We start from the raw sequence: 22,729 nt of genomic DNA, 5'->3' as shown, positions 1-22,729 counted from the left end.
GGGTCGGGACGTTCGGCGGGGGCCGGCTTGGGGGCGGGCTTCGGGGGCTGCTTGCCGTCGTCCCCCGACCGGTGGGCCGCGCCGCCCGACAGGGCCAGCAGGCGCGTCCTCGCGGGCGGCACCGCCGGCGCCGGGACCCTGCGCGCACCCTGGGCGAAGCGGGCCCGTACGTCCTGTTCCGCCAGCGCCCGGCAGCGCTCCAGCAGCGCCGCCGCCCTCGGGTTCCCGCGCAGCGCCCGCAGCGCCGCGAGGTCGTCCGGCACCGGCCGGTACGCCGCGCCCAGCGCCTCCTCCAGGAGGGCGAAGTAGCCGGCCGCGGAACCGGGCAGCGCGGCCCGGTAGCGGTCCAGATCGGCCAGCAGGAAGGCGCGCAGTCTCACCGCCTCGTGGATCGCCTCGTCGAGCGACTCGGCGAGCCGGAGGCAGTCCTGGACGTCCTCGGCGGACGTGCGGCCGGGGTGAAGGGCGAGGGCGAGGGCGCGGCGGAGCACGCGCAGCTCCTCCGCGCCGAACGCCATGCCGCCGCGGGATCCGTATGGCGTGGGCATGCGGCGACGCTATCGCTAATCGGACAAAAGTGACACAACGGGATGATGTGTCGCGGCGGTTTCCCTCGAAAGCCGCGACCTCAAGGCCGCGGCCTCAAAGTCGCGACGCGTTCCGCTCGTACACCAGCCGCAGCCCGATCAGCGTCAGCCACGGCTGGTGCTCGTCGATCACCGACGCCTCGCCGAGCACCATCGGCGCCAGCCCGCCCGTCGCGATCACCGTCACGTCGTCCGGGTCGTCCGCGAGCTCGCGGGCCATCCGGCCCACCACCCCGTCGACCTGGCCGGCGAAGCCGTACACGATGCCCGCCTGCATGGCCTCGACCGTGTTCTTGCCGATCACGCTGCGCGGCCGGGCGACCTCGATCTTGCGGAGCTGGGCGCCCTTGACACCCAGCGCGTCGACCGAGATCTCGATGCCGGGGGCGATGACCCCGCCCACGTACTCGCCGCGCGCGGAGATCGCGTCGAAGGTGGTCGCCGTACCGAAGTCGACCACGATCGCCGGACCGCCGTACATGTCCACCGCCGCGACCGAGTTGACGATGCGGTCGGCGCCGACCTCCTTGGGGTTGTCGGTGAGGATGGGCACACCGGTCTTGACGCCCGGCTCGACGAGGACCGCGGGGACATCGCCGTAGTAGCGCCGGGTGACCTCGCGCAGCTCGTGCAGGACCGACGGGACGGTGGCGCAGATCGCTATCCCGTCGATGCCGTCGCCCAGTTCGTCGCCGAGCAGCGGATGCATGCCCATCAGGCCCTGGAGCAGCACCGCCAGCTCGTCGGCGGTGCGACGGGCGTCGGTGGAGATGCGCCAGTGCTCCACGATGTCCTCGCCGTCGAACAGGCCGAGGACGGTTTGCGTGTTGCCGACGTCGATCGTGAGCAGCATGGCCGTTACTCCGCCTCCCGCAGGTCCAGGCCGATGTCCAGGATCGGCGAGGAGTGGGTGAGCGCGCCGACGGCGAGGAAGTCGACGCCCGTGTCGGCGTAGGCCCGCGCGGTGGCGAGCGTCAGGCGGCCGGAGGCCTCCAGGAGCGCCCGGCCGCCGACGACGCCGACGGCCTCCGCGCACTCGCCGGGCGTGAAGTTGTCCAGCAGGATCAGGTCGGCGCCCGCGTCCACGACCTCGCGCAGCTGGTGCAGCGTGTCGACCTCGACCTCGATCGGCACGTCCGGGAAGGACTTCCGTACGGCCTTGAACGCCTCGGCGACGCCGCCCGCGGCGACCACGTGGTTGTCCTTGACCAGGGCCGCGTCCGACAGGGACATCCGGTGGTTGACACCGCCGCCCGCGCGGACCGCGAACTTCTCCAGGGCGCGCAGGCCCGGGGTCGTCTTGCGGGTGTCGCGGACCTTGGCCTTCGTGCCCTCCAGGACGTCCGCCCACGCGCGCGTCGCGGTCGCGATGCCGGACAGCCGGCACAGCAGGTTCAGCGCGCTGCGCTCGGCGGTGAGCAGGTCGCGGGTGCGGGCGGTGACGGACAGCAGCTTCTGCCCGGCCTCGACGCGGTCGCCGTCCTCCACGTGCCGCTCGACCTCGAACTCGTCCGTGCAGACCACGGAGAGCACGGCCTCGACGACGCGCAGCCCGGCCACGACGCCCGCCTCACGCGCGGTGAAGTCACCGGTGGCCACGGCCTCCTCGGAGATGGTCGCGACCGTGGTCACGTCCACCCCGCCGGCCAGGTCCTCCTGGATGGCCACGGTGGCGATGTCCTCGACCTCGACCGGGTCGAGCCCGGCGGCGGCCAGCAGTTCGGCGAGCACGGGGTCGAGCCCGCACTCCAGGTACTCCTCGTCGTGCTCCGCGCCGCAGCCGCAGCCGTCGCCGCAGCCGCCGGTCGTCGCGAGGGGAAGGTCGTCGGTGCTCACGTCTGTCACTGCTCCTGGCGCTGGGTGTTACCGGGTAGGGGGGAAGTCTGCGGTGTCGGTGGTGCGCACCGCCAGCGAACGGTCCGGATCGAGTGTGACGACGATATGGCGCCGCCAGTTGGCGTCGTCGCGCTCGGCGTGGTCCTCGCGCCAGTGGCAGCCGCGGGTCTCCTCGCGCAGCAGGGCGGCGGCGACCAGGACGCGGGCCACGCACAGGAGGTTGGTGGCCTCCCAGGTGTCCACACCGGGCTCGGCGGTCTTGCCGTGCACGTCCAGGGCGTCCCGGGCGTCCGTGTGCAGCCGCTGGAGCTGCTCGGCGGCCCCGGCGAGGGAGTCCGCGCCGCGCAGCACTCCCGCGCCCTCGGTCATGATCCGCTGGATGGCGAAGCGGGACTCGGGGGCGAGCAGCGGGTGCGCGGGCCTGTCGGGGTGCGGGACCGGCTCGGGCACCCGTGCGCGCAGACCGTCCGCGGCGCGTTCGGCGGCGATGTCCGCGACGATCCGCTCGGCGTAGACCAGGCCCTCCAGAAGGGAGTTGGAGGCGAGCCGGTTGGCGCCGTGCACGCCGGTGCAGGCGCACTCCCCGCTCGCGTACAGGCCGGGCACGGTGGTGCGGCCGTGGTCGTCGGTGCGCACGCCCCCGGAGGCGTAGTGGGCGGCCGGGGCGATCGGGATGGGCTCGGTGACCGGGTCGATGCCGTTGGCCCGGCAGGCGGCCAGGATGGTCGGGAAGCGGTGCTCCCACATCTCGGCGCCGAAATGGCGGGCGTCGAGGAACATGTGCTCGGCGTCCTGCTCCTGCATCCGCCGCATGATGGCCTTGGCGACGATGTCCCGGGGCGCCAGCTCGGCCAGTTCGTGCTGCCCGGCCATGAAGCGCACGCCGTCGGCGTCGACCAGGTGGGCGCCCTCGCCGCGCACCGCCTCGGAGACCAGCGGCTGCTGGCCCTCCGCGTCGGTGCCGAGGAACAGCACGGTCGGGTGGAACTGCACGAACTCCAGGTCGCTGACCTCGGCGCCCGCGCGCAGCGCGAGGGCCACCCCGTCGCCGGTGGACACGGACGGGTTGGTGGTCGCGGCGAACACCTGGCCCATGCCGCCGGTGGCGAGCACCACCGCGGGGGCGTGCACGGCGCCCACGCCGTCGTGCTGGCCCTCGCCCATGACGTGCAGGGTGACACCGGCCGTGCGGCCCTCGGCGTCCGTGAGCAGGTCCAGGACCAGCGCGTTCTCGATGGTGCGCAGACCGCGCGCGCGGACCGCCTCGACCAGCGCGCGGGAGATCTCGGCGCCGGTGGCGTCGCCGCCCGCGTGCGCGATCCGGCGCCGGTGGTGGCCGCCCTCCCGGGTGAGCGCGAGGCCGCCCTCGGAGGACTCGTCGAAGTGCGCGCCGGTCTCGATGAGCCGTCGTACCGCGTCCGGGCCCTCGGTGACCAGGAGGCGTACGGCCGCCTCGTCGCACAGGCCGGCGCCCGCCACCAGGGTGTCCGCCAGGTGCTGTTCGGGGGTGTCGCCCTCGCCGAGGGCGGCCGCGATGCCGCCCTGGGCCCAGCGGGTGGAGCCGTCGTCCAGGCGGGCCTTGGTGACGACCACCGTGGTCAGCCCGGCGGCTTCGCAGCGCAGGGCGGCGGTCAGCCCGGCCACGCCGGAGCCGACGACGATCACGTCCGCGGCGATGGCCCAGCCGGGGGCGGGCGCGTGCAGTCGTATGCCGGTGCTGGTCACGAGGCGGCTCCGAGGGTGCCGAAGGTGAGCGGGAGGTTGTCGATCAGACGGGTGGCGCCGACCCGGGCCGCGACGGCGAGTACCGCCTCACCGGTGAAGTCGTCACCGATCTCGGTGAAGTCGGACGGGTCGACCAGGGCGAGGTAGTCCGGTTCCAGCGGCGGGTCGTAGTGGGTCGCCTCGTCCAGGACCTGGCGGGCCGCGGCGCGGACGGCCGCCGGGCCGCCCGGGGCCGCGGTGGCGACCGCGTGCGCGTCGGCGGCCGCGCGGGACTCCCCTATCGCGCTCAGCGCCTCGGCGCGCGCCTCGGTGGCGGGCACCTCGCGGGCCCGCGCGCGCAGCGCCTCCTGCGCGGCGTGCCGGTCGCGGCCCGCGAACAGCGCGCGGGAGAGCGCGAGGGCGGTGCGGCGCTCGTCGGCCGACAGGAAGCGGTTGCGGCTGGAGAGGGCGAGCCCGTCCTCCTCGCGCACGGTCGGCACGCCGACGATCTCGATGCCGAAGTTCAGGTCCCGCACCATGCGCCGGATGAGGGCGAGCTGCTGGGCGTCCTTCTGGCCGTACAGGGCGACGTCGGGCCGGGTGAGGTGGAGCAGCTTGGCGACGACGGTCAGCATGCCGTCGAAGTGGCCGGGGCGGGAGGCGCCCTCCAGGCGTTCGCCCATCGGGCCCGCGGTGACACGGACCTGGGGGTCGCCGCCGGGATAGACCTCGTCCACGGAGGGCGCGAACACGGCGTCGGCGCCGGCCTGTTCGGCGATCTTCAGATCGGCTTCCAGGGTGCGCGGGTAGCGGTCCAGGTCCTCGCCCGCGCCGAACTGGAGCGGGTTGACGAAGACGGTGACGACGACCTCGCCGTCCGGGCCCGCGATCCGGCGCGCGGAGCGGATGAGGGTGGCGTGGCCCTCGTGCAGGGCGCCCATGGTCATCACGACGGCACGGCGGCCCTCGCGGGTGCGGGCGTGCAGCTCCTGGGCGGTGCTGAGCAGGGCGGTGGTCATCGGTCGTTCCCCTCGGTGCCGGTCGGGCCGTCGGTTCCGTCGGTGTCGTCGCTCCCGGTGCCGTCGGCCAGCGCGCCGAGCAGGTTCTCGGCGAGTTCGGGCTTGAGCAGGCCGTGCGCGAGGGCGCGGTCGGCGGTGGCGCGGGCCATCGCGACGTACCCGGCGACGGCCGCCGGGGCGTGCTCTCGCAGCTCGGCGAGGTGCGCGGCGACGGTGCCGGCGTCCCCGCGCGCGACCGGCCCGGTCAGGGCCGCGTCGCCGGAGCGCAGGGCGTTGTCCAGGGCGGCGCCGAGCAGCGGGCCGAGCATCCGGTCGGGGGCCTCGACACCGGCCGTGCGCAGCAGTTCCATCGCCTGGGCGACCAGGGTGACCAGGTGGTTGGCGCCGAGCGCGAGGGCCGCGTGGTAGAGCGGGCGGTTCTCCTCGCTGATCCACTCCGGCTCGCCGCCCATCTCGATCACCAGGGCCTGGGCGGCCAGGCGCAGCTCCTCGGGCGCGGTGACGCCGAAGGAGCAGCCCGCGAGGCGCTGGACGTCGACGGCGGTGCCGGTGAAGGTCATCGCCGGGTGCAGGGCGAGCGGCAGGGCGCCGGCCCGCAGGGCGGGGTCGAGGACCTTGGCGCCGTACCGGCCGGAGGTGTGCACGAGCAGCTGTCCCGGCCGCACGGCGCCGGTCTCGGCGAGGCCGGTGACCAGGGCGGGCAGCACGTCGTCGGGGACGGTGAGCAGCACCAGGTCGGCGCGCTGGAGGACCTCGGCGGGCGGTACCACGGGCACGCCCGGCAGCAGGGCCTCGGCGCGCCTGCGGGAGGCGTCGGAGACACCGGAGACGGCCACCGGGCGGTGCCCGGCGAGCCGGAGGGACGCGGCCAGCGCGGGACCCACCCGGCCGGCGCCCACGACGCCGACGGTGAGCCGCGCGGGGCGGTCCTGGTGGTCTTGCTGGTGGACTGTACTCACGCGACGGCGGCCTTCCCGTTCCAGTCCGCTTCGGGTACCGGACGATGTACCGGACGATTTCTCGTCATGTTAACGCTATCTCGGTCCGCCGCCGACCGGTCGTCCACAGGCTGTGGGTTTCGACACCCCCCCCCGGGGGGGCGGGCCGCCGAATTCCCCGTGCCCCGGGCGGTCCCGGCGCGGCATGATCCCGGGCATGACCGAGACACCTGGACAGGACGCGGCACCCACGACCGAGGAGCGGACGGAGCCTACGGCAAGGGAACGGTGGGCGGCGGTACGGCGACGGGGCGCGCGCCGGCTGAACCACGCGCCCGCGGGCGGCTCGCTCCGCGAACGCCTCGCGGACCTGGCGGAGGCGGGCGCGGCGGCCTACGACCTGGACGAGCCGGCCGACATCTACGGCAACCGGATCGTCGCCGCGCTGGAGGAGCGGGTCGCCACGCTGCTGGGCGCGGAGGACGCCGCGTTCTTCCCGTCGGGCACGATGGCCCAGCAGGTGGCGCTGCGCTGCTGGGCGGGCCGCACCGGCAACCCCGCGGTGGCCCTGCACCCCCTCGCCCACCCCGAGGTGCACGAACGCGACGCCCTCAGCCAGGTCAGCGGACTGCGCCCGGTGAACGTGGGCAGCGGCAGCCGTCAGCCGACGGTGGCGGAGATACGCGGCCTCGAAGAGCCCGTCGGCGCAGTGATGCTCGAACTGCCGCTGAGGGACGCCGGTTTCGTGCTGCCCACCTGGGAGGAGCTGACCGGACTGGTCGAGGCGGCACGGGAACGCGACGCGGTGGTGCACTTCGACGGCGCCCGCCTGTGGGAGTGCGCCGAGCACTTCGGCCGCCCCCTGGCGGAGATCGCGGGGCTGGCCGACAGCGTCTACGTGTCGTTCTACAAGTCCCTCGACGGCCTCGGCGGCGCCGCGCTCGCCGGGCCGCGCACGCTGGTCGAGGAGGCGCGGACCTGGCGGCACCGGTACGGCGGGCAGATCTTCCAGCAGTTCCCGACCGCGTTGTCCGCGCTGATCGGGCTGGACCGCGAACTGCCCCGGCTGCCCGAGTACGTCCGCCACGCGCGCGTGGTCGCCGCCGCGCTGCGCGAGGGGTTCGCCGAAGCGCGTCCCCTCTGGGCGCGGGTGCACCCCGAGGTGCCGCACACCCATGAGTTCCAGGTCTGGCTGCCGTACGAGCCCGAGGTGGTGGCCGAGGCGGCGCTGCGGCAGGCCGAGGAGACCTCGGTGGCGCTCTTCCCCGGCCACTGGTCCGGCGCCGCCGGTCCCGGCATGGCCCGCACGGAGGTCTCCGTCCGCGCACCCGGCCTGGAGTGGACGGCGGAGGATGTACGGGCCGCCGTACGGGACTTCGCGCGACGGCTGCCGGGACGGGACTGAGGGGGAGGTTCCCGGGTGGTGCCCGGTGGGGTGCCGGCGGAGCGCGTGGCGCCCCGCCCGTGCCGCCGTGGCTCAGCCCTGGCCGCCGGCCCGCACCAGGCCGGTCTCGTAGGCCAGCACCACCACCTGCACCCGGTCCCGCAGCCCCAGCTTGGTGAGGATGCGTCCCACATGGGTCTTCACGGTCGCCTCGGACAGCACGAGCCGTGCGGCGATCTCCCCGTTGGACAGGCCCTGCGCGACCAGCACCATCACCTCGCGCTCCCGCTCGGTGAGCCGCTCCAGCTCCTTGTGCTGGGGATCCCGGCCGCCGGAGGGCAGCATCGGCGCGAACCGGTCCAGCAGGCGGCGGGTGGTGGAGGGCGCCACCACCGCGTCACCGCTGTGCACGGCACGGATGGCGGCCAGCAGCTCACCGGGCGGCACGTCCTTGAGCATGAAGCCGGACGCGCCCGCCTTCAGCCCGGAGAAGGCGTACTCGTCCAGGTCGAACGTGGTCAGGATCAGCACCTTGGGGGGGTCGGGCTGCGCGCAGATACGCCGGGTGGCCTCCACTCCGTCGAGCTTCGGCATGCGGACGTCCATCAGGACGACGTCGACCGCGGTGGAACGCAGCGCCTCCAGGGCCTCGACACCGTCGCCCGCCTCGGCGACGACCTCCATGTCCGGCTGGGCGGCGAGCACCATCCCGAACCCGGTGCGCAGCAGCACCTGGTCGTCGACGAGCATCACGCGGATCGTCATCGGGGTCCTTCTTCCATCCGTCTTCGGTGACTCAGTGCGCCGGTCTGAGCGGCAGGAGGGCGCTGATGCGGAACCCTCCACCGGGACGCGGCCCGGCGTCCAGGGTGCCGCCGACCATGCCGACGCGCTCGCGCATCCCGATCAGGCCGTGCCCCCGGCCGTCGGCACCGCCCTCCTCGTACAGCTCCTGCGGGGCGCCCTTGCCGTCGTCCTCGACGAGCAGGCCCAGACCGTCGTCGAAGTAGACCAGACGGACGCTCGCACCCGTGTTCGGCCCGCCGTGCTTGCGGGTGTTGGTGAGCGCCTCCTGCACGATCCGGTACGCGGTCAGCTCCACCCCGCTGGGCAGCGGGCGCGGGGTGCCCTCCACCTTGAAGTCGACGGGGAGGCCGGAGTGGCGGCACTGCTCGATCAGCTCGTCGATCTGCTCGACGTCGGGCTGCGGGACGTACTCCCCGCTCTCCTGGTGCTCCCCGGTGCGCAGCACGCCGAGCAGCCGGCGCATCTCGGCGAGGGCCTGCCGGCCGGTCGAGGAGATCGTCTCCAGGGCCTTCCTGGCCTGGTCGGGGGCGGCGTCCAGCACATAGGCCGCGCCGTCGGCCTGGACCACCATCACGGACACGTTGTGCGCGACGACGTCGTGCAGTTCGCGGGCGATCCGGGCACGCTCGGCGGCTACCGCGACCTTCGACTGCGCCTCGCGCTCCTTCTCCAGGCGGGCCGCGCGCTCCTCCAGCTGGGCGAAGTAGGCGCGCCGGGTGCGCATGGAGTCGCCGAGCACCCAGGCGAGCGTGAACGGCACGGTCTGGAAGACCACGATGGCGATCTGCCCGAGGAAGCCGGAATGCTGCGCCGGCCAGCGCAGCTGCGCCATGGCCGCGGCGCAGAAGCTGGCGACGAGGGCCAGCCGGGAGGCCCAGCGGGCGCCCATGGTCGCGACCGTGTAGGCGATCACCAGCAGCGCGAAGTCGGCGACGCCCGTCTGGACGTCCAGCACCAGTTGGGCGAGGCCGGTGGCGAGCGCGAGCAGCAGCATCTGCTCCGGGAACCGGCGGCGCAGCGCCACGACGACGCACAGCACGGCGGAGACGGCGATCCCCGCGGCGAGCGGCCCCTTGCGGCCGGTCACCCCGTGCAGGTTGACCTCGCTGAGCGCCGACAGCCCGAACAGGACGACGGCCCAGAAGGAGTCGACCCCGGTCGGGTGGCGGCGGAGGAAGTCGTAGAGGCGCTGCACGTAACCCAGAGTAGGGAAACGGAATGCCCGACCGGGTCAACCGGAGGGCCGATCCGGGCCCGGCGCACATACTCCCCAAGGTGGAGGAGATGATCACCCGTGGGCCTACGCTGGTGCGGTGACGCAGGAGACGCGAGGGCAGCGGCGGAACACGCCCGGGAACCCGCGCGGCTGGCGGGCGGCGGCCGAGGAGGCCCTGTACGGCCCCGCCGGCTTCTACCGGCGCCCGGAGGGGCCCGCCGGGCACTTCCGTACGTCCGTGCACGCCTCGCGGCTCTTCGCGGGGGCCGTGGCGGAGCTGCTCCAGCGGGTCGACACGGCACTGGGACGGCCCGAGGGGCTGGACTTCGTGGACATGGCCGCCGGGCGGGGCGAACTGGTCACCGGCGTGCTCGCCGCGCTGCCGCGGGAGGTGGCGGCACGCGTGCGGCCATGTGCGGTCGAGATCGCCGGCCGCCCCGCGGACCTGGACGAACGCGTCGTCTGGCGCGCCGAGCCCCCGGCGGAGATCACCGGGCTGCTGTTCGCCAACGAGTGGCTGGACAACGTGCCCGTGGACGTGGCCGAGACGGACCCGGCGGGCGTGCCCCGGTACGTGCTCGTCGGCGACGACGGCACCGAGAGCCTCGGCGATCCGGTGACCGGCGCGGACGCGGACTGGCTGGCCCGGTGGTGGCCGCTGGGGACCGGGGAGGGCACGCGGGCGGAGATCGGGCTGCCCCGCGACCGGGCGTGGGCGGCGGCCCAGGGCCGGGTGGTACGCGGGCTCGCGGTGGCCGTGGACTACGCCCACACCGCCGACGCGCGCCCCCCGTTCGGCACCCTCACCGGCTTCCGCGCGGGCCGCGAGACGGCCCCCGTACCGGACGGGACCTGCGACATCACGGCCCATGTCGCGCTGGACGCGTGCGCGGCGGCGGGCCGGCGCCCGGCCGTGCGGGGGCCGGGCGAGCGTCCGGCCCCCGCACGCCTGCTGACCCAACGCGCCGCCCTGAACGCCCTCGGCATCACCGGCGCACGCCCCCCGCTCGCGCTCGCCTCCACCGACCCCGCCGCCTATGTGCGCGCCCTCGCGAGCGCCGGGGAGGCCGCCGAACTCACCGCCCGGGGCGGGCTCGGCGACTTCGGCTGGCTGGTCCGGGCGGTGGACGTCGCCGACCCGCTGGCCTGAACCGGCGTGCCCGTCCGGGTCCGCGCGCCGGCTACTTGTCGATGTCGCCGACCACGAAGAACATCGAGCCCAGGATCGCCACCATGTCCGCGACCAGCGTCCCGGGCAGCAGCTCGGTCAGCACCTGGATGTTGTTGTACGAGGCCGAGCGCAGCTTGAGCCGGTACGGGGTCTTCTCGCCCTTGCTGACCAGGTAGTACCCGTTGATGCCGAGCGGGTTCTCGGTCCAGGCGTACGTATGCCCCTCGGGCGCCTTCAGCACCTTCGGCAGACGCTGGTTGATCGGACCGGGCGCCAGCTCGGCGATCCGGTCCAGGCAGGCGTCCGCGAGGTCCAGCGCGTTGTGCGTCTGCGCCAGCAGCACCTCGAAACGGGCGAGGCAGTCGCCCTCGTCGCGGGTGACGACCTTCAGCGTGTCCCGCAGTTCGCCGTACGCCAGGTACGGCTCGTCGCGGCGCAGGTCGAAGTCGACGCCCGAACCGCGCGCGATGGGCCCGCTCACGCCATAGGCGTGCACCGCCTCGGGAGCGAGCGTGCCGACCCCGCGCGTGCGCCCCCGGAAGATCTCGTTGCCGAGCACCAGGTCGTCGAAGACGTCCATGCGCGAGCGCACCGCCGCGACGGCGGCACGGGCGCGTGCCGTCCACCCGGCCGGCAGGTCCTCCTTGAGGCCGCCGACGCGGTTGAACATGTAGTGCATGCGCCCGCCGGAGACCTCCTCCATGACGTTCTGGAGCACCTCGCGCTCACGGAACGCGTAGAACACCGGCGTGATCCCGCCCAGTTCCAGCGGGTAGGAGCCGAGGAACATCAGGTGGTTGAGCACCCGGTTCAGCTCGGCGAGCAGGGTGCGCGTCCACACCGCGCGCTCGGGCACCTCCATGCCGAGCATCCGCTCCACGGCGAGGACCACACCCAGCTCGTTCGAGAACGCCGACAGCCAGTCGTGGCGGTTGGCCAGCATGATGATCTGCCGGTAGTCCCGCGCCTCGAAGAGTTTCTCGGCACCGCGGTGCATGTAGCCGATCACCGGCTCGGCCCGCACGATGCGCTCACCGTCCAGCACCAGCCTGAGCCGCAGCACGCCGTGCGTGGACGGGTGCTGGGGCCCGATGTTGAGCACCATGTCGGTGCTCTCCGCGGCACCGCCGATCCCGACCGTGGTCTGCGTCGTAGGACTCATGCCCCCAGTCTCCCCCATGCCGGGACGCGCGAGGGCCCGGCTCCCCCGTGCGGGGGCCGGGCCCTGTGGCGGACGTGCCGTCGTCAGGAGGCCGCGCTGCGCAGCCCCTGGATGTCGATCACCTCGGTCTCGTCGTGCGCCGTCAGGTCGATGACCTGGCCGACACCGCGCACGGTGTCGGCGGCGGGCTTGAACTCCGCCTCCGCCTCGGCCTTGTGCACGGCCAGCGCCTCCTGGCCGACGACATCGGCCAGGTCCTCGTTCTGCACGGCGTCCAGCGCGGCCTCGGGCGCCTCCTTCTGCGTGCCGAAGAAGTCGAAACCGCCCTCGGCCAGCGGGCGCCGCGCGGGCGTCGCCGGTACGACGGCCACGGCGGTCGGCACGGTGAAGTGCCCGGCGGAGGTCCGTCCCGCGGGTGCGTCGGAAGCGGAAGCCGCGGGGACCTCGCGAGCCCCGGGGCCCGCCGGGGCCCCGGGGGCGGCGGCGGTCTCCGGCGCGGCGGGCCCGGCGGCCGGCGCGTGCCCGTCGGCCGCCGGTGGCCGGTCCCGCACCGCTTCCCCGCCCGGCACGTCCTCGGCGCTCTCGGTGTTCTCGACGCCCTCGGAGTTCTCAGCGTTCTCGAAGGTCCCGGCGCTCCCGGCACCGGGGGCGTCCTCGGCGTCCGGTGCGGACCCGTCCTCCGGCGCGGTCCCCGTCTCCGGCGCGGCCTCGGTCTCCGGCGCGGCCTCGGCGCGCGCCTCGTCCCGTCCGGCTATGTCCCCCTCGGCGCCCTCCCCTTTGGCACCGGCCTCGTCCTCGCCCGCCGTCTCGGCGGCGGACGCGGCCACAGCGGCGCTCCCGGCACTCCCGGCGCTCCCCGCGGCATCCCGCTCGAACGCCGCGAGCGCCCGCAGCGCCCGCCCGTACAGCTTGGCGCCCTCGGCCGAGAAGACGTCGTACGCCTTCTCCGTCTCCTTGCCCTCGGCGGTGTCCGGCTCCGCGCTCCGCGCCGGCGGCAGTGCCGGGGAGACCGCGCGGGACGGCAGCGAGGGCGCCGTGAGCCCGGCCGGCTCCAGCGCGGGCGCGCCCGACTCGATCTCCAGCAGGCGGCGCCCCTCCAGGGCGCTGGCGCGCTCGGTCTCCGCGGTGGCGTAGCGGCGCAGCAGGGCGGCGTGCTCGTTGCGCAGGCCCGCCAGTTCGGCGCGCTTGGCGCGCAGCCGCTGCTCCAGCTTGCCGCGCAGTTCGCGCGACTCCTCCAGGTCGGTCTCCAGCTCCGCGACCCGTTCCTCGAAACGCCATTCGTCACTGGCGCGGGCGCGGGTGAGGTCGGCGACCTGTTTGCCCGCGTGGATGTCCCAGCGGCGCATCACGAACGCACCGGCGAGGGCGGTCGCCGCGGCGGCCCCGGCGAGTACGCGCAATACCGCGGCCTCGGAGAAGACCCAGGGGCCCAGCGCGCACGCGACGGAGACGCCGGCGATCGCGGAGGGAGGCAACAGCCGGTGCAGAGGCGGGGAATGGCGATGGCGTCCACGTGGCATGGCCAGAAACTTACCGCGCGTAGGGGAATGATGGACCCCCGCCCCGCAAAAACACGGCCATTCCGTGTGCTTCACGGGGCGTCAGGACCGGGACGTTCAGTGGGAGACGAGCCGGGCGCCGAGCCACTGGAGCGCCGCCGGGATCTCCCGGCGCCAGGTGTTGAAGTTGTGGCCGCCGCTCGGGAGGATGATCGAAGAAATCCTGGTCACGTTCGTGTCCTGGACGTTCTTGATAAACCGAAGCGTGTCCTTGTAGTTGTGCTCACCGATTTTGCTGCTGGTGACGAGCAGTGACGTTTCGGGGGCCGACTGGTGCTTGAGCAGCCAGAAGAGGTTGGCACGATTGCGCAGGTTCTTGTCACCGTGGAACAGGTCGCCGGTGGTCGGGTCGATCGGCGCCTTGTAGTACGGCGACAGGCCCACGGCGGCGCCGTACGACTTCGGGTGGTGCATGGCGATCTTCAGCGCGCAGTACCCGCCGGTCGAGTCGCCGATGATGCCCCAGCTCGCGGGCGTGGCGTCCACCCGGTAACGGCTCATCACCGAGTCGCGCAGGTCCTTGGCGAAGAATTCCTCCGTCTTCGGACCCCCGGGCACGTCCACGCACTCGGTGTCCCGCGGCGGCGCCACCGCCGGGCGCAGCATCACCAGGATCATCGGCTGCATCTTGCCGCCCTTGGCGAGCTTCTGCGCCGTGCTCGGGTAGTGCAGCTTGTCCACCAGCGCCTGCGCGGTGCCGGGGTAGCCGGTCAGGACGACGGAGACCGGGAACTTGCGGTCGCGCCCGCCCGGCTGGAAGTACTCCGGCGGCAGGTACACGAACGCCGGCGCCGCGATCCTCGTCGTACGGCCCAGGATGTCGACCTTCTGGATCTGCCCGGCCACCTGCGGCAGACCGCTGCTCACCCCGACCACCCGTGAGGTGGAGACCACCCGGATCGGACTGCCCGCGCCGTCCGCTATGTGGTCGACGACCACGCCCTGGCCGTCCTCCTGCCCGAACAGGTCCGCCCAGGTGCCGTAGAAGCCGAAGGCCTGGTTGGCGGCGAGGCCCACCGAGGCGAAGACCGCGACCTGGGTGGCGAGCAGCAGCCCGACCCGGCCGCCGACGGCCCGCCAGTTCTGCCGGGCGAGGCGCGGCCACAGCCACACCGTGCCCGCGAACAGCACCACGGCGAACACGACCGCCAGCATCAGGACCTTGTTGCTCGTGAGACCCATGGACTGTTCCTGCCTGCGCTCCAGGCCCGTCGCGCGCCCACACGTCGTCGCGTGGGTTTGCCCGGGACTTTCCTCGGCCTTTGGCCCGACTTTCCGGTGGGGAGTGAACCTCTCTCCCCAAGACACCGTCCTAGAGGGCGCAATGTCACCGGATGCCCGATCGGGCCCGGGTTCAAGGTCTCTCGCAGAACTACGGGATGCGATGTCTGTCAGGATAGATGGGGAAATGTCGGGCGGGGTTCCGGGCCGATCAAGCCGGGCGCGGCGCATACTGCGCGGCCCGCGCCCCGAGGCCGTTCCCGGCCTGGTCGGCAGGGCGGTCGCCCTCGTCGGGCTCCTGGACATCGCCGCCGGGGTCTTCCCGCGCTTCCGGCACAGCCGTATGCACGCCATCGCCGAGGTACTGCCCGGTTCCTTCGGGCCGTTCGCGGCGGCGCTCTCGCTGAGCGCCGGTGTGCTGCTGCTGCTGCTCGCGCACGGACTCAGGCGGCGCAAGCGCCGGGCATGGCGTGCCGCGGTCGCGCTCCTCCCGGCCGGCGCGGTGGCCCAACTGGCCTACCGGCACTCGCTGATCGGCGTACTGATCACGGTCCTGCTGCTGGTGCCGCTGGTGTGGCACCGCCGGGAGTTCGCGGCCCTTCCCGACCCGCGCAGCCGCTGGCGGGCACTCGCCAACTTCGTGCTGATGAGCGCCGGTTCGCTGGTCCTCGGGCTGGTCATCGTCAGCGTCCACCCGCACCGCACGCTGGGCGACCCGAGCCTGGCCGACCGGCTCACCCATGTCGTCTACGGCCTGCTCGGCTTCGAGGGCCCGGTCGACTACCAGGGCGCGACCTCCTGGACCGTCGCCTTCTCGCTCGGCGCCCTCGGCTGGCTCACCGCCGTCACCACCATCTACCTGGCCTTCCGCCCCGAGCACCCGGCGGCCCGCCTCACCGAGGACGACGAGGTGAAACTGCGGGAGCTGCTGACCAAGCACGGCCGCCGCGACTCCCTCGGCCACTTCGCGCTGCGCCGCGACAAGGCGGTCGTCTTCTCGCCCAGCGGCAAGGCCGCGGTCACCTACCGCGTCATCTCCGGCGTGATGCTCGCCAGCGGCGACCCCATCGGCGACGTCGAGGCCTGGCCGGGCGCCATCGAGCGCTTCATGGACGAGGCCAAGGCGCACTCCTGGACCCCCGCGGTCGTGGGCTGCTCGGAGACCGGCGGCGAGGTGTGGACCCGCGAGACCGGCCTGGACGCCCTGGAACTGGGCGACGAGGCGGTGGTGGACGTGGCGGATTTCTCGCTCGCCGGGCGCGCCATGCGCAACGTCCGGCAGATGGTCAAGCGCATCGAGCGGGCCGGCTACGAAACCCGGGTGCGGCGTATCCATGACCTCGGCGACGCGGAGCTCGAGCGTGTCCGGCGGGCCGCCGAGGACTGGCGCGGCACCGACACCGAGCGCGGCTTCTCCATGGCACTGGGCCGCATCGGCGACCCGTCCGACGGGGACTGCCTCATAGCCACCGCCCACAAGGCCGACGACGAGCCCGGTGAGTACGGCGACCTGAAGGCGATCCTGCACTTCGTGCCCTGGGGCACGGACGGCGCCTCGCTCGACCTGATGCGCCGCGACCGCAGCGCCGACCCCGGCATGAACGAACTGCTGATCGTGGCCGCCCTCCAGGCCGCCCCGAAGTTCGGCGTCACCCGCGTCTCGCTGAACTTCGCCATGTTCCGCTCCGCCCTCGCGCGCGGCGAGAAGATCGGCGCGGGCCCGGTGCTGCGCGCCTGGCGCGGGCTGCTGGTGTTCCTCTCGCGCTGGTTCCAGATCGAGTCGCTGTACAAGTTCAACGCCAAGTTCCAGCCGCGCTGGGAGCCGCGCTTCATCGTCTACCGGGCCACCACCGACCTGCCCCGCATCGGCTTCGCCACCATGCAGGCCGAGGGCTTCGTCAACCTCGCCCTGCCGCTGCCCCGCTTCCTGCGCCGCCGGCGCTCGGCCGCCGAGCGCGTGTGCGCCCACACGGTGACCGAACGGGACGCCCGCGCGGCGTGATCGTCCGTCCGGCGCCGCCCGAGCCCTCCGGGCCGTGGCGGCGCCGCCCTGGGCCTACGCTGAACGTATGAACAACCAGAGCGGGCGCGGCCGGGTGGCGGGCCTTCCGGCATGGGACCGGTGCGCGGTCATGGGGGTCGTGAACGTCACCCCCGATTCCTTCTCCGACGGCGGCCGCTGGTTCGACACCACCGCGGCCGTCAAGCACGGCCTCGACCTGGTCGCCGAGGGCGCCGACCTGGTGGACGTGGGCGGCGAGTCCACCCGTCCGGGCGCCACCCGGGTGGACGAGGCCGAGGAGCTGCGGCGGGTCGTCCCCGTCGTGCGCGGACTCGCCTCCGAGGGCGTCGTGGTCTCCGTCGACACCATGCGCGCCTCGGTCGCGGCCCGGTCCCTCGCGGCCGGCGCGGCCCTGGTCAACGACGTCAGCGGCGGGCTCGCCGACCCGGAGATGATCCCGGTCGTCGCCGACGCCGGCGCCCCCTTCGTCGTCATGCACTGGCGCGGCCTCCTGGAGGGCGCCGCCGTCCACGGGGTCTACGACGACGTCGTCGGCGAAGTCGTCGACGAACTGCGCGCCCGGGTGGACGCCGTGCTGGCCGGCGGCATCGCGCCCGACCGGATCGTGGTCGACCCCGGCCTCGGCTTCTCCAAGGAGGCCGAGCACGACCTCGCCCTCCTCGCCCACCTCGACCGGCTGACCGCCCTCGGCCACCCGCTGCTGGTGGCCGCCTCCCGCAAGCGGTTCCTCGGCCGGGTCCTGGCCGGGCCCGAGGGCGCGCCCCCGCCCGCCCGGGAGCGCGACGCCGCCACCGCCGCCGTCTCCGCGCTCGCGGCGCAGGCCGGCGCCTGGGCCGTACGGGTCCACGAGGTGCGCGCCACCGCGGACGCCGTACGGGTCGCGCGCGCGGTCGAGGAGGCCCGGACCGCGGACCGGGCGACGGACGGAGCCCGGTGAGCGCCCCGCACACCGACGTCGAACAGGTCGAAGCCGCCAACACCGCCTTCTACGAGGCCCTGGAGCGCGGCGACTTCGAGGAGGTCTCGGCCCTCTGGCTCACCCCCGCCGACCTGGGTGTGGACGAGGAGTACCACGACCCCGCGGACACCGGCGTGATCTCTTGCGTGCATCCCGGCTGGCCGGTGCTCACCGGGCGCGGCGAGGTCCTCAGGTCGTACGCCCTGATCATGGCGAACACCGACTACATCCAGTTCTTCCTCACCGACGTGCATGTCTCCGTCACCGGCGACACCGCGCTGGTGACCTGCACCGAGAACATCCTCAGCGGCGGCCCCGCACCGGCGGAGGGCGACGAACTCGGGCCGCTGGTCGGCCAGCTCGTGGTCGCCACCAATGTGTTCCGGCGCACACCGGAGGGCTGGAAGCTCTGGTCCCACCACGCCTCCCCCGTGCTCGCCGAGACCGACGACGATGACACCGAGACCGACGGCAACGGCACGAAAGGCCTGAATCCGGACGACGGTCCCCTCGGCTGAGCGGGCGGGAAGAGGGCGGTCGGGCGGATGGTTCCCATAAGTGTCCGGAATCACCTACCCCTGGGTATGACCGGCTACGAGCCCCCGGCACGACCGGGTCCACCGGGGAGAACGGGCGGTGGAACCCGCCGCTCCCGGCCACGCCCACGCCCCTGGGGCCCGGCGCTGTCGGCGCCCGCAGGTAGATTCGTGTGCGACCGGTGTCTCGCACGCACGCGGTACGACCGGTCGTTCCCGACGATTGCAGGAGTGATTCGCGTGGATCGTGTCGCGCTGCGCGGCCTGAAGGCTCGCGGGCACCATGGTGTGTTCCCCAGGGAACGCGAGGAGGGCCAGACCTTCCTCGTGGACCTCGTCCTGGGCCTGGACACCCGGCCGGCCGCGGCCGACGACGACCTGACGAAGACCGTGCACTACGGCATCGTGGCCGAGGAGGTCGTGGCCGTGGTCGAGGGCGAGCCGGTGAACCTCATCGAGACCCTCGCCGAACGGATCGCCCAGACCTGCCTGAAACACGACGGGGTCCAGGAGGTCGAGGTGTGCGTCCACAAGCCGGACGCCCCGATCACCGTCCCCTTCGACGACGTGACCGTCACCATCACCCGGAGCCGAGTATGACCCGACCTTTCGTCCAGGGTCAGAGTGACCCGACCGTCCAGCCGGTGCCCGCCTCGGTCGTCGAGCGGGTGGACGCGGCGGACACCACCCTCCAGAACCCCAAGTGGGCCGTGATCTCCATCGGTTCCAACCTCGGCAACCGCCTGGAGACCCTCCAGGGCGCCGTGGACGCGCTGGAGGACACGCCCGGCGTCCGTGTGAAGGCCGTGTCGCCGGTCTACGAGACCGAGCCGTGGGGCGTCGAGCCCGGCAGCCAGCCGTCGTACTTCAACGCGGTCGTGGCCCTGAAGACCACCCTGCCGCCCTCCTCCCTGCTGGAGCGGGGGCATGCCATCGAGGAGGCGTTCAACCGCGTCCGCGAGGAGCGCTGGGCCCCGCGCACCCTGGACGTGGACATCGTCGCCTACGCCGACGTCACCTCCGACGACCCGCGGCTGACCCTGCCCCACCCGCGCGCCCACGAGCGCGCCTTCGTGCTCGCGCCCTGGCACGACGTGGACCCCGGCGCCCAGCTGCCCGGCCGCGGTGCCGTGGCCGAACTGCTCGCCGCCGTCACCCGCGAGGGCGTGGAACCGCGCACGGACCTGGAACTCCGACTGCCCGAGTAGTCGTTAAGGTCGACGACGACCCGGCGGCCGAGCGTCCGGGCATCATCCGGGACCCGGTCCGGGGGAACTGAAGGGACACCGTGAGAGAGCTGCGCATCAGGGTGCTGGTCGGCGTGTTCGTCGTGGCGGGCATCCTGTCCTGGGCGGGCGCCCGCCTCTGGAACTCGATCGGGACCCTGCCCAGCGTCCCCCTGGCCGCGCCCGTCGTGCTCGCCCTGATCGCCGTGGTCCTGCTGGCCACGGCGCTGTCGCTGCGGGCCCGCTTCAAGGCGCAGCGTGAGCGGCGCCCCGGCGCGAAGGGCGTCGACCCGCTGATGGCGGCCCGCGCGGTCGTCTTCGCCCAGGCCAGCGCCCTGGTCGCCGCCCTCGTCGCCGGGATGTACGGCGGCACGGGCGTGTTCCTGCTGGAACTGCTCGACCTCCCGGCGCGCCGCGACCAGGCCTTCTACGCCGGTTTCTCCGTCCTCGCCGGACTCGCCGTGATAGCGGCCGCCCTCTTCCTGGAGCGCGTCTGCAAGCTCCCCGAGGACGACGACCAGGACCACCACCAGGGCGCGGAACCGGCGGCCTGACCGCCGGTCCCCCGGAGCCCGGCCGCGCGGTCCGGACCCCGGCTCAGCGCGCCATGATCAGGCTCATGGCCTCGTTGCGGGTGGCCGCGTCCCGCAGCTGACCGCGCACCGCGGACGTTATGGTCTTGGCGCCCGGCTTGCGGATGCCGCGCATCGACATGCACATGTGCTCGCACTCGACCACCACGATGACGCCGCGCGGCTCCAGGATCTCCATCAGGGAGTCGGCGATCTGCGTGGTGAGCCGCTCCTGCACCTGCGGCCGGCGGGCGTAGACGTCCACCAGGCGGGCCAGCTTGGACAGGCCGGTGATCTTCCCGGAGACCGACGGGATGTAGCCGACGTGGGCGACGCCCCGGAACGGCACCAGGTGGTGCTCACAGGTCGAGTACACCTCGATGTCCTTGACCAGGACCATCTCGTCATGGCCCAGGTCGAACGTCGTGGTGAGCACGTCCCCGGGCCGCTGCCACAGGCCGGCGAAGATCTCCTGGTACGCCCGCGCCACCCGGGCCGGCGTCTCGCGCAGCCCCTCGCGGTCGGGGTCCTCACCGATGGCGATCAGCAGCTCGCGTACGGCGTTCTCGGCGCGCTTCTCGTCGAACTCGCCGACGGGGCGCTCGCTGTCCAGCGTCACCGGGTCGGTCATCTGGTGCCTCGTTCCTGTCGTCCCACGTGCGGGCATAAGGAAAATGCCGCGCCCCCAGGCTAGAACCTGGGGGGCGCGGCGTTCATTCCGGGCCCGAGTGGCCGGGAAGCGACCGAGGTGCGGTCAGCTCTCCGGGCGCTCCTCCGGGGTCTGGTCCGCCACGGGGGCGGACTCGGTGGCGGTGGACTTGACCGTGCTGATCGCGGCGGTCGTGCCGTTCGCACCGTTGGTCAGTGCCAGCTCCTTGGGGGAGAGCACCGGCGGGCGGGTGGACGGGGTACGACGCGAGGAGCCGGTCCAGGCGGGCCGCGCCGGACGCTTGACGATCGAGGCGAAGATCTCGGCGATCTCCTCCTTGCCCAGCGTCTCCTTCTCCAGGAGCTGGAGGACGAGGTGGTCGAGCACGTCGCGGTTCTCGACCAGGATCTCCCAGGCCTCGTTGTGCGCGGTCTCGATGAGCTTCTTGACCTCTTCGTCCACCAGCGCGGCGACCTCTTCCGAGTAGTCGCGCTGGTGCGCCATCTCCCGGCCGAGGAAGGGCTCGCTGTTGTCGCCGCCGAACTTGATGGCGCCGAGCCGCTCGGTCATGCCGTACTGCGTGACCATCGCGCGGGCCAGGTTGGTGGCCTTCTCGATGTCGTTGGCGGCACCGGTGGTCGGGTCGTGGAAGACCAGTTCCTCGGCCGCCCGGCCGCCCAGCATGTAGGCGAGCTGGTCGAGCATCTCGTTGCGCGTGGTCGAGTACTTGTCCTCGTCCGGCAGGACCATGGTGTAGCCGAGGGCGCGGCCGCGGGACAGGATCGTGATCTTGTGCACCGGGTCGGAGTTCGGCGAGGCCGCCGCGACCAGGGCGTGACCGCCCTCGTGGTACGCGGTGATCTTCTTCTCCTTGTCCGACATGATCCGGGTCCGCTTCTGCGGGCCCGCGACCACGCGGTCGATCGCCTCGTCCAGCGCCTTGTTGTCGACCAGCTTCTGGTCGCTGCGGGCGGTGAGCAGCGCCGCCTCGTTGAGCACGTTGGCCAGGTCGGCGCCGGTCATGCCGGGGGTGCGGCGGGCGACGGCGGCCAGGTCGACGTCGGACGCGACCGGCTTGCCCTTCTGGTGGACCTTGAGGATCTCCAGACGGCCCTGGAGGTCCGGCGGGTCGACGGCGATCTGGCGGTCGAACCGGCCGGGACGCAGCAGCGCCGGGTCCAGGATGTCGGGCCGGTTGGTCGCCGCGATCAGGATCACGCCGCCCTTGACGTCGAAGCCGTCCATCTCGACCAGCAGCTGGTTGAGGGTCTGCTCGCGCTCGTCGTGACCACCGCCGAGGCCGGCGCCGCGGTGGCGGCCGACCGCGTCGATCTCGTCCACGAAGACGATCGCCGGGGCGTTCGCCTTGGCCTGCTCGAACAGGTCGCGGACGCGGGAGGCGCCGACACCGACGAACATCTCGACGAAGTCGGAACCGGAGATCGAGTAGAACGGCACCCCGGCCTCGCCCGCGACGGCACGCGCCAGCAGGGTCTTGCCGGTACCCGGGCGGCCGTAGAGCAGCACACCCTTGGGGATCTTGGCGCCGACGGCCTGGAACTTGGCCGGCTCCTGGAGGAACTCCTTGATCTCGTGGAGCTCCTCGACCGCCTCGTCACAGCCGGCGACGTCGGAGAAGGTCGTCTTCGGGGTGTCCTTGGTGATGAGCTTGGCCTTGGACTTCCCGAAGTTCATGACCCGGGAGCCGCCGCCCTGCATCTGGTTCATCAGGAACAGGAAGACGACGACGATCAGAACGAACGGCAGCAGGGAGAGCAGGACACCGACGAACGGGTTCTGCTTCGACGGCGAGACGGTGTAGCCGTCCGGGATCTGCTTGTTCTGGTACCTGGTCTGGAGATTGTCGGCGAGCTGAGCGCCCTGGTCACCGATATAGCTCGCCTGGAGCTTGGAGCTGCCCTCGACCTTCTGACCGTCCTTGAGCGTGACCTTGATGGTCTGCTCGTCGCCGGTGGTCAGCTTGGCCGACTGGACCTTGTTGGCATTGATCGCCGCGACGACCTGGCCGGTGTCCACCGACTTGTAGCCGCCGGACGAGCCGACGACCTGCATCAACACGACCACGGCAAGGACGGCCAGCACGATCCACATGACCGGCCCACGGAAGTATCGCTTCACGTCCATCCATACGGAGCGGTGC

The 22,729-nt window shown here is 73.1% G+C and carries 21 protein-coding genes; 8 read left to right on the top strand and 13 right to left on the bottom strand.

Annotated elements, in window-relative coordinates; translation table 11 throughout:
* From VT52_RS13875 to VT52_RS13850, 6 genes are all read right to left on the bottom strand, one after another.
* The coding region (locus VT52_RS13875) for a hypothetical protein (protein WP_071387445.1) at positions 1–518 on the bottom strand (518 nt) is incomplete at its 3' end.
* A gap of 124 nt (positions 519–642) precedes the next feature.
* Entirely contained in the window at positions 643–1,440 is a 798-nt protein-coding gene (locus VT52_RS13870; protein WP_046418907.1) for a type III pantothenate kinase, read from the bottom strand.
* A gap of 5 nt (positions 1,441–1,445) precedes the next feature.
* A complete protein-coding gene (nadC, locus tag VT52_RS13865) occupies positions 1,446–2,423 on the bottom strand; it encodes a carboxylating nicotinate-nucleotide diphosphorylase (RefSeq protein WP_046418908.1) in 978 nt (325 codons plus the stop codon).
* A 27-nt stretch (positions 2,424–2,450) separates the two neighbouring features.
* Positions 2,451–4,148 carry an L-aspartate oxidase gene (locus VT52_RS13860; RefSeq protein ID WP_046418911.1) on the bottom strand — a complete coding sequence of 566 codons (1,698 nt, stop codon included), beginning with the start codon at positions 4,146–4,148 and terminating at the stop codon, positions 2,451–2,453.
* Entirely contained in the window at positions 4,145–5,146 is a 1,002-nt protein-coding gene (panC, locus tag VT52_RS13855; RefSeq protein WP_046418914.1) for a pantoate--beta-alanine ligase, read from the bottom strand. Before panC ends, VT52_RS13860 begins: the two co-directional genes overlap by 4 nt.
* Positions 5,143–6,105, bottom strand: coding sequence for a Rossmann-like and DUF2520 domain-containing protein (locus VT52_RS13850; protein ID WP_046418916.1), 963 nt, complete (start codon positions 6,103–6,105; stop codon positions 5,143–5,145). Before VT52_RS13850 ends, panC begins: the two co-directional genes overlap by 4 nt.
* A 196-nt stretch (positions 6,106–6,301) precedes the next feature.
* Here VT52_RS13850 and VT52_RS13845 point away from each other — a divergent pair, with 196 nt between their 5' ends.
* Positions 6,302–7,489, top strand: coding sequence for a threonine aldolase family protein (locus VT52_RS13845; protein ID WP_079175033.1), 1,188 nt, complete (start codon positions 6,302–6,304; stop codon positions 7,487–7,489).
* 72 nt (positions 7,490–7,561) lie between these two features.
* Here the strand turns inward: VT52_RS13845 and VT52_RS13840 are convergent, their stop codons facing one another.
* Both VT52_RS13840 and VT52_RS13835 read right to left on the bottom strand, forming a co-directional pair.
* Positions 7,562–8,233, bottom strand: a complete 672-nt coding sequence (locus VT52_RS13840; protein WP_046418919.1) for a response regulator — start codon at positions 8,231–8,233, stop codon at positions 7,562–7,564.
* Positions 8,234–8,264: 31 nt separating this feature from the next.
* Positions 8,265–9,470 (bottom strand): sensor histidine kinase, encoded by a 1,206-nt coding sequence (locus tag VT52_RS13835; protein WP_046418921.1) that lies wholly within the window; start codon positions 9,468–9,470, stop codon positions 8,265–8,267.
* Between the two features lie 118 nt (positions 9,471–9,588).
* Between VT52_RS13835 and VT52_RS13830 the strand changes: the two genes are divergently transcribed.
* Positions 9,589–10,641: an SAM-dependent methyltransferase gene (locus VT52_RS13830; RefSeq protein ID WP_046418925.1), complete on the top strand. Its 1,053-nt coding sequence runs from the start codon at positions 9,589–9,591 to the stop codon at positions 10,639–10,641.
* 31 nt (positions 10,642–10,672) lie between these two features.
* Here the strand turns inward: VT52_RS13830 and VT52_RS13825 are convergent, their stop codons facing one another.
* The 3 genes from VT52_RS13825 to VT52_RS13815 form a co-directional block, all read right to left on the bottom strand.
* Complete coding sequence (locus VT52_RS13825; protein WP_046418926.1) at positions 10,673–11,824, bottom strand: NADH-quinone oxidoreductase subunit D; 1,152 nt, start codon at positions 11,822–11,824, stop codon at positions 10,673–10,675.
* Between the two features lie 83 nt (positions 11,825–11,907).
* Positions 11,908–13,344, bottom strand: a complete 1,437-nt coding sequence (locus VT52_RS13820; protein WP_206306509.1) for a hypothetical protein — start codon at positions 13,342–13,344, stop codon at positions 11,908–11,910.
* Between the two features lie 96 nt (positions 13,345–13,440).
* Positions 13,441–14,565, bottom strand: a complete 1,125-nt coding sequence (locus tag VT52_RS13815) for an alpha/beta hydrolase (RefSeq protein WP_046418928.1) — start codon at positions 14,563–14,565, stop codon at positions 13,441–13,443.
* Positions 14,566–14,791: 226 nt separating this feature from the next.
* On the opposite strand from VT52_RS13815, the gene VT52_RS13810 reads away from it, so the two are divergent.
* The 6 genes from VT52_RS13810 (at position 14,792) to VT52_RS13785 (ending at position 19,901) form a co-directional block, all read left to right on the top strand.
* A complete protein-coding gene (locus VT52_RS13810) occupies positions 14,792–16,606 on the top strand; it encodes a phosphatidylglycerol lysyltransferase domain-containing protein (RefSeq protein ID WP_046418929.1) in 1,815 nt (604 codons plus the stop codon).
* A gap of 67 nt (positions 16,607–16,673) precedes the next feature.
* Positions 16,674–17,564, top strand: a complete 891-nt coding sequence (gene folP / locus VT52_RS13805) for a dihydropteroate synthase (protein WP_046418932.1) — start codon at positions 16,674–16,676, stop codon at positions 17,562–17,564.
* On the top strand, positions 17,561–18,103 hold the full coding sequence (locus VT52_RS13800; protein ID WP_046418934.1) for a nuclear transport factor 2 family protein: 543 nt from the start codon (positions 17,561–17,563) through the stop codon (positions 18,101–18,103). The genes folP and VT52_RS13800 overlap by 4 nt, the downstream gene beginning before the upstream one ends.
* Before the next feature lie 258 nt (positions 18,104–18,361).
* Positions 18,362–18,721 (top strand): dihydroneopterin aldolase, encoded by a 360-nt coding sequence (gene folB, locus VT52_RS13795; RefSeq protein WP_046418936.1) that lies wholly within the window; start codon positions 18,362–18,364, stop codon positions 18,719–18,721.
* A complete protein-coding gene (folK, locus tag VT52_RS13790) occupies positions 18,718–19,329 on the top strand; it encodes a 2-amino-4-hydroxy-6-hydroxymethyldihydropteridine diphosphokinase (RefSeq protein ID WP_046418937.1) in 612 nt (203 codons plus the stop codon). Before folB ends, folK begins: the two co-directional genes overlap by 4 nt.
* Positions 19,330–19,409: 80 nt before the next feature.
* Complete coding sequence (locus VT52_RS13785; RefSeq protein WP_046418939.1) at positions 19,410–19,901, top strand: DUF3180 domain-containing protein; 492 nt, start codon at positions 19,410–19,412, stop codon at positions 19,899–19,901.
* Between the two features lie 43 nt (positions 19,902–19,944).
* Here the strand turns inward: VT52_RS13785 and folE are convergent, their stop codons facing one another.
* Both folE and ftsH read right to left on the bottom strand, forming a co-directional pair.
* Entirely contained in the window at positions 19,945–20,550 is a 606-nt protein-coding gene (gene folE, locus VT52_RS13780) for a GTP cyclohydrolase I FolE (protein ID WP_046418942.1), read from the bottom strand.
* A 123-nt stretch (positions 20,551–20,673) separates the two neighbouring features.
* Positions 20,674–22,713 carry an ATP-dependent zinc metalloprotease FtsH gene (gene ftsH, locus VT52_RS13775; RefSeq protein WP_046418944.1) on the bottom strand — a complete coding sequence of 680 codons (2,040 nt, stop codon included), beginning with the start codon at positions 22,711–22,713 and terminating at the stop codon, positions 20,674–20,676.
* Positions 22,714–22,729 lie beyond the last annotated feature (16 nt).

The sequence above is a fragment of the Streptomyces malaysiense genome (genome assembly GCF_000980885.2).
Taxonomy (GTDB): domain Bacteria; phylum Actinomycetota; class Actinomycetes; order Streptomycetales; family Streptomycetaceae; genus Streptomyces; species Streptomyces malaysiense.
This window is presented reverse-complemented; position numbering and strand designations above follow the sequence as displayed.

Excerpts from the sequence above, each read along its gene's own strand:
- VT52_RS13815 (WP_046418928.1), bottom strand. The coding sequence starts at position 14,565 with ATGGGTCTCACGAGCAACAAGGTCCTGATGCTGGCGGTCGTGTTCGCC.
- folK (WP_046418937.1), top strand. The coding sequence starts at position 18,718 with ATGACCCGACCTTTCGTCCAGGGTCAGAGTGACCCGACCGTCCAGCCG.
- VT52_RS13870 (WP_046418907.1), bottom strand. The coding sequence starts at position 1,440 with ATGCTGCTCACGATCGACGTCGGCAACACGCAAACCGTCCTCGGCCTG.
- VT52_RS13825 (WP_046418926.1), bottom strand. The coding sequence starts at position 11,824 with ATGAGTCCTACGACGCAGACCACGGTCGGGATCGGCGGTGCCGCGGAG.
- VT52_RS13840 (WP_046418919.1), bottom strand. The coding sequence starts at position 8,233 with ATGACGATCCGCGTGATGCTCGTCGACGACCAGGTGCTGCTGCGCACC.
- folP (WP_046418932.1), top strand. The coding sequence starts at position 16,674 with ATGAACAACCAGAGCGGGCGCGGCCGGGTGGCGGGCCTTCCGGCATGG.
- VT52_RS13820 (WP_206306509.1), bottom strand. The coding sequence starts at position 13,344 with ATGCCACGTGGACGCCATCGCCATTCCCCGCCTCTGCACCGGCTGTTG.
- VT52_RS13810 (WP_046418929.1), top strand. The coding sequence starts at position 14,792 with ATGTCGGGCGGGGTTCCGGGCCGATCAAGCCGGGCGCGGCGCATACTG.
- ftsH (WP_046418944.1), bottom strand. The coding sequence starts at position 22,713 with ATGGACGTGAAGCGATACTTCCGTGGGCCGGTCATGTGGATCGTGCTG.
- panC (WP_046418914.1), bottom strand. The coding sequence starts at position 5,146 with ATGACCACCGCCCTGCTCAGCACCGCCCAGGAGCTGCACGCCCGCACC.
- folE (WP_046418942.1), bottom strand. The coding sequence starts at position 20,550 with ATGACCGACCCGGTGACGCTGGACAGCGAGCGCCCCGTCGGCGAGTTC.
- VT52_RS13845 (WP_079175033.1), top strand. The coding sequence starts at position 6,302 with ATGACCGAGACACCTGGACAGGACGCGGCACCCACGACCGAGGAGCGG.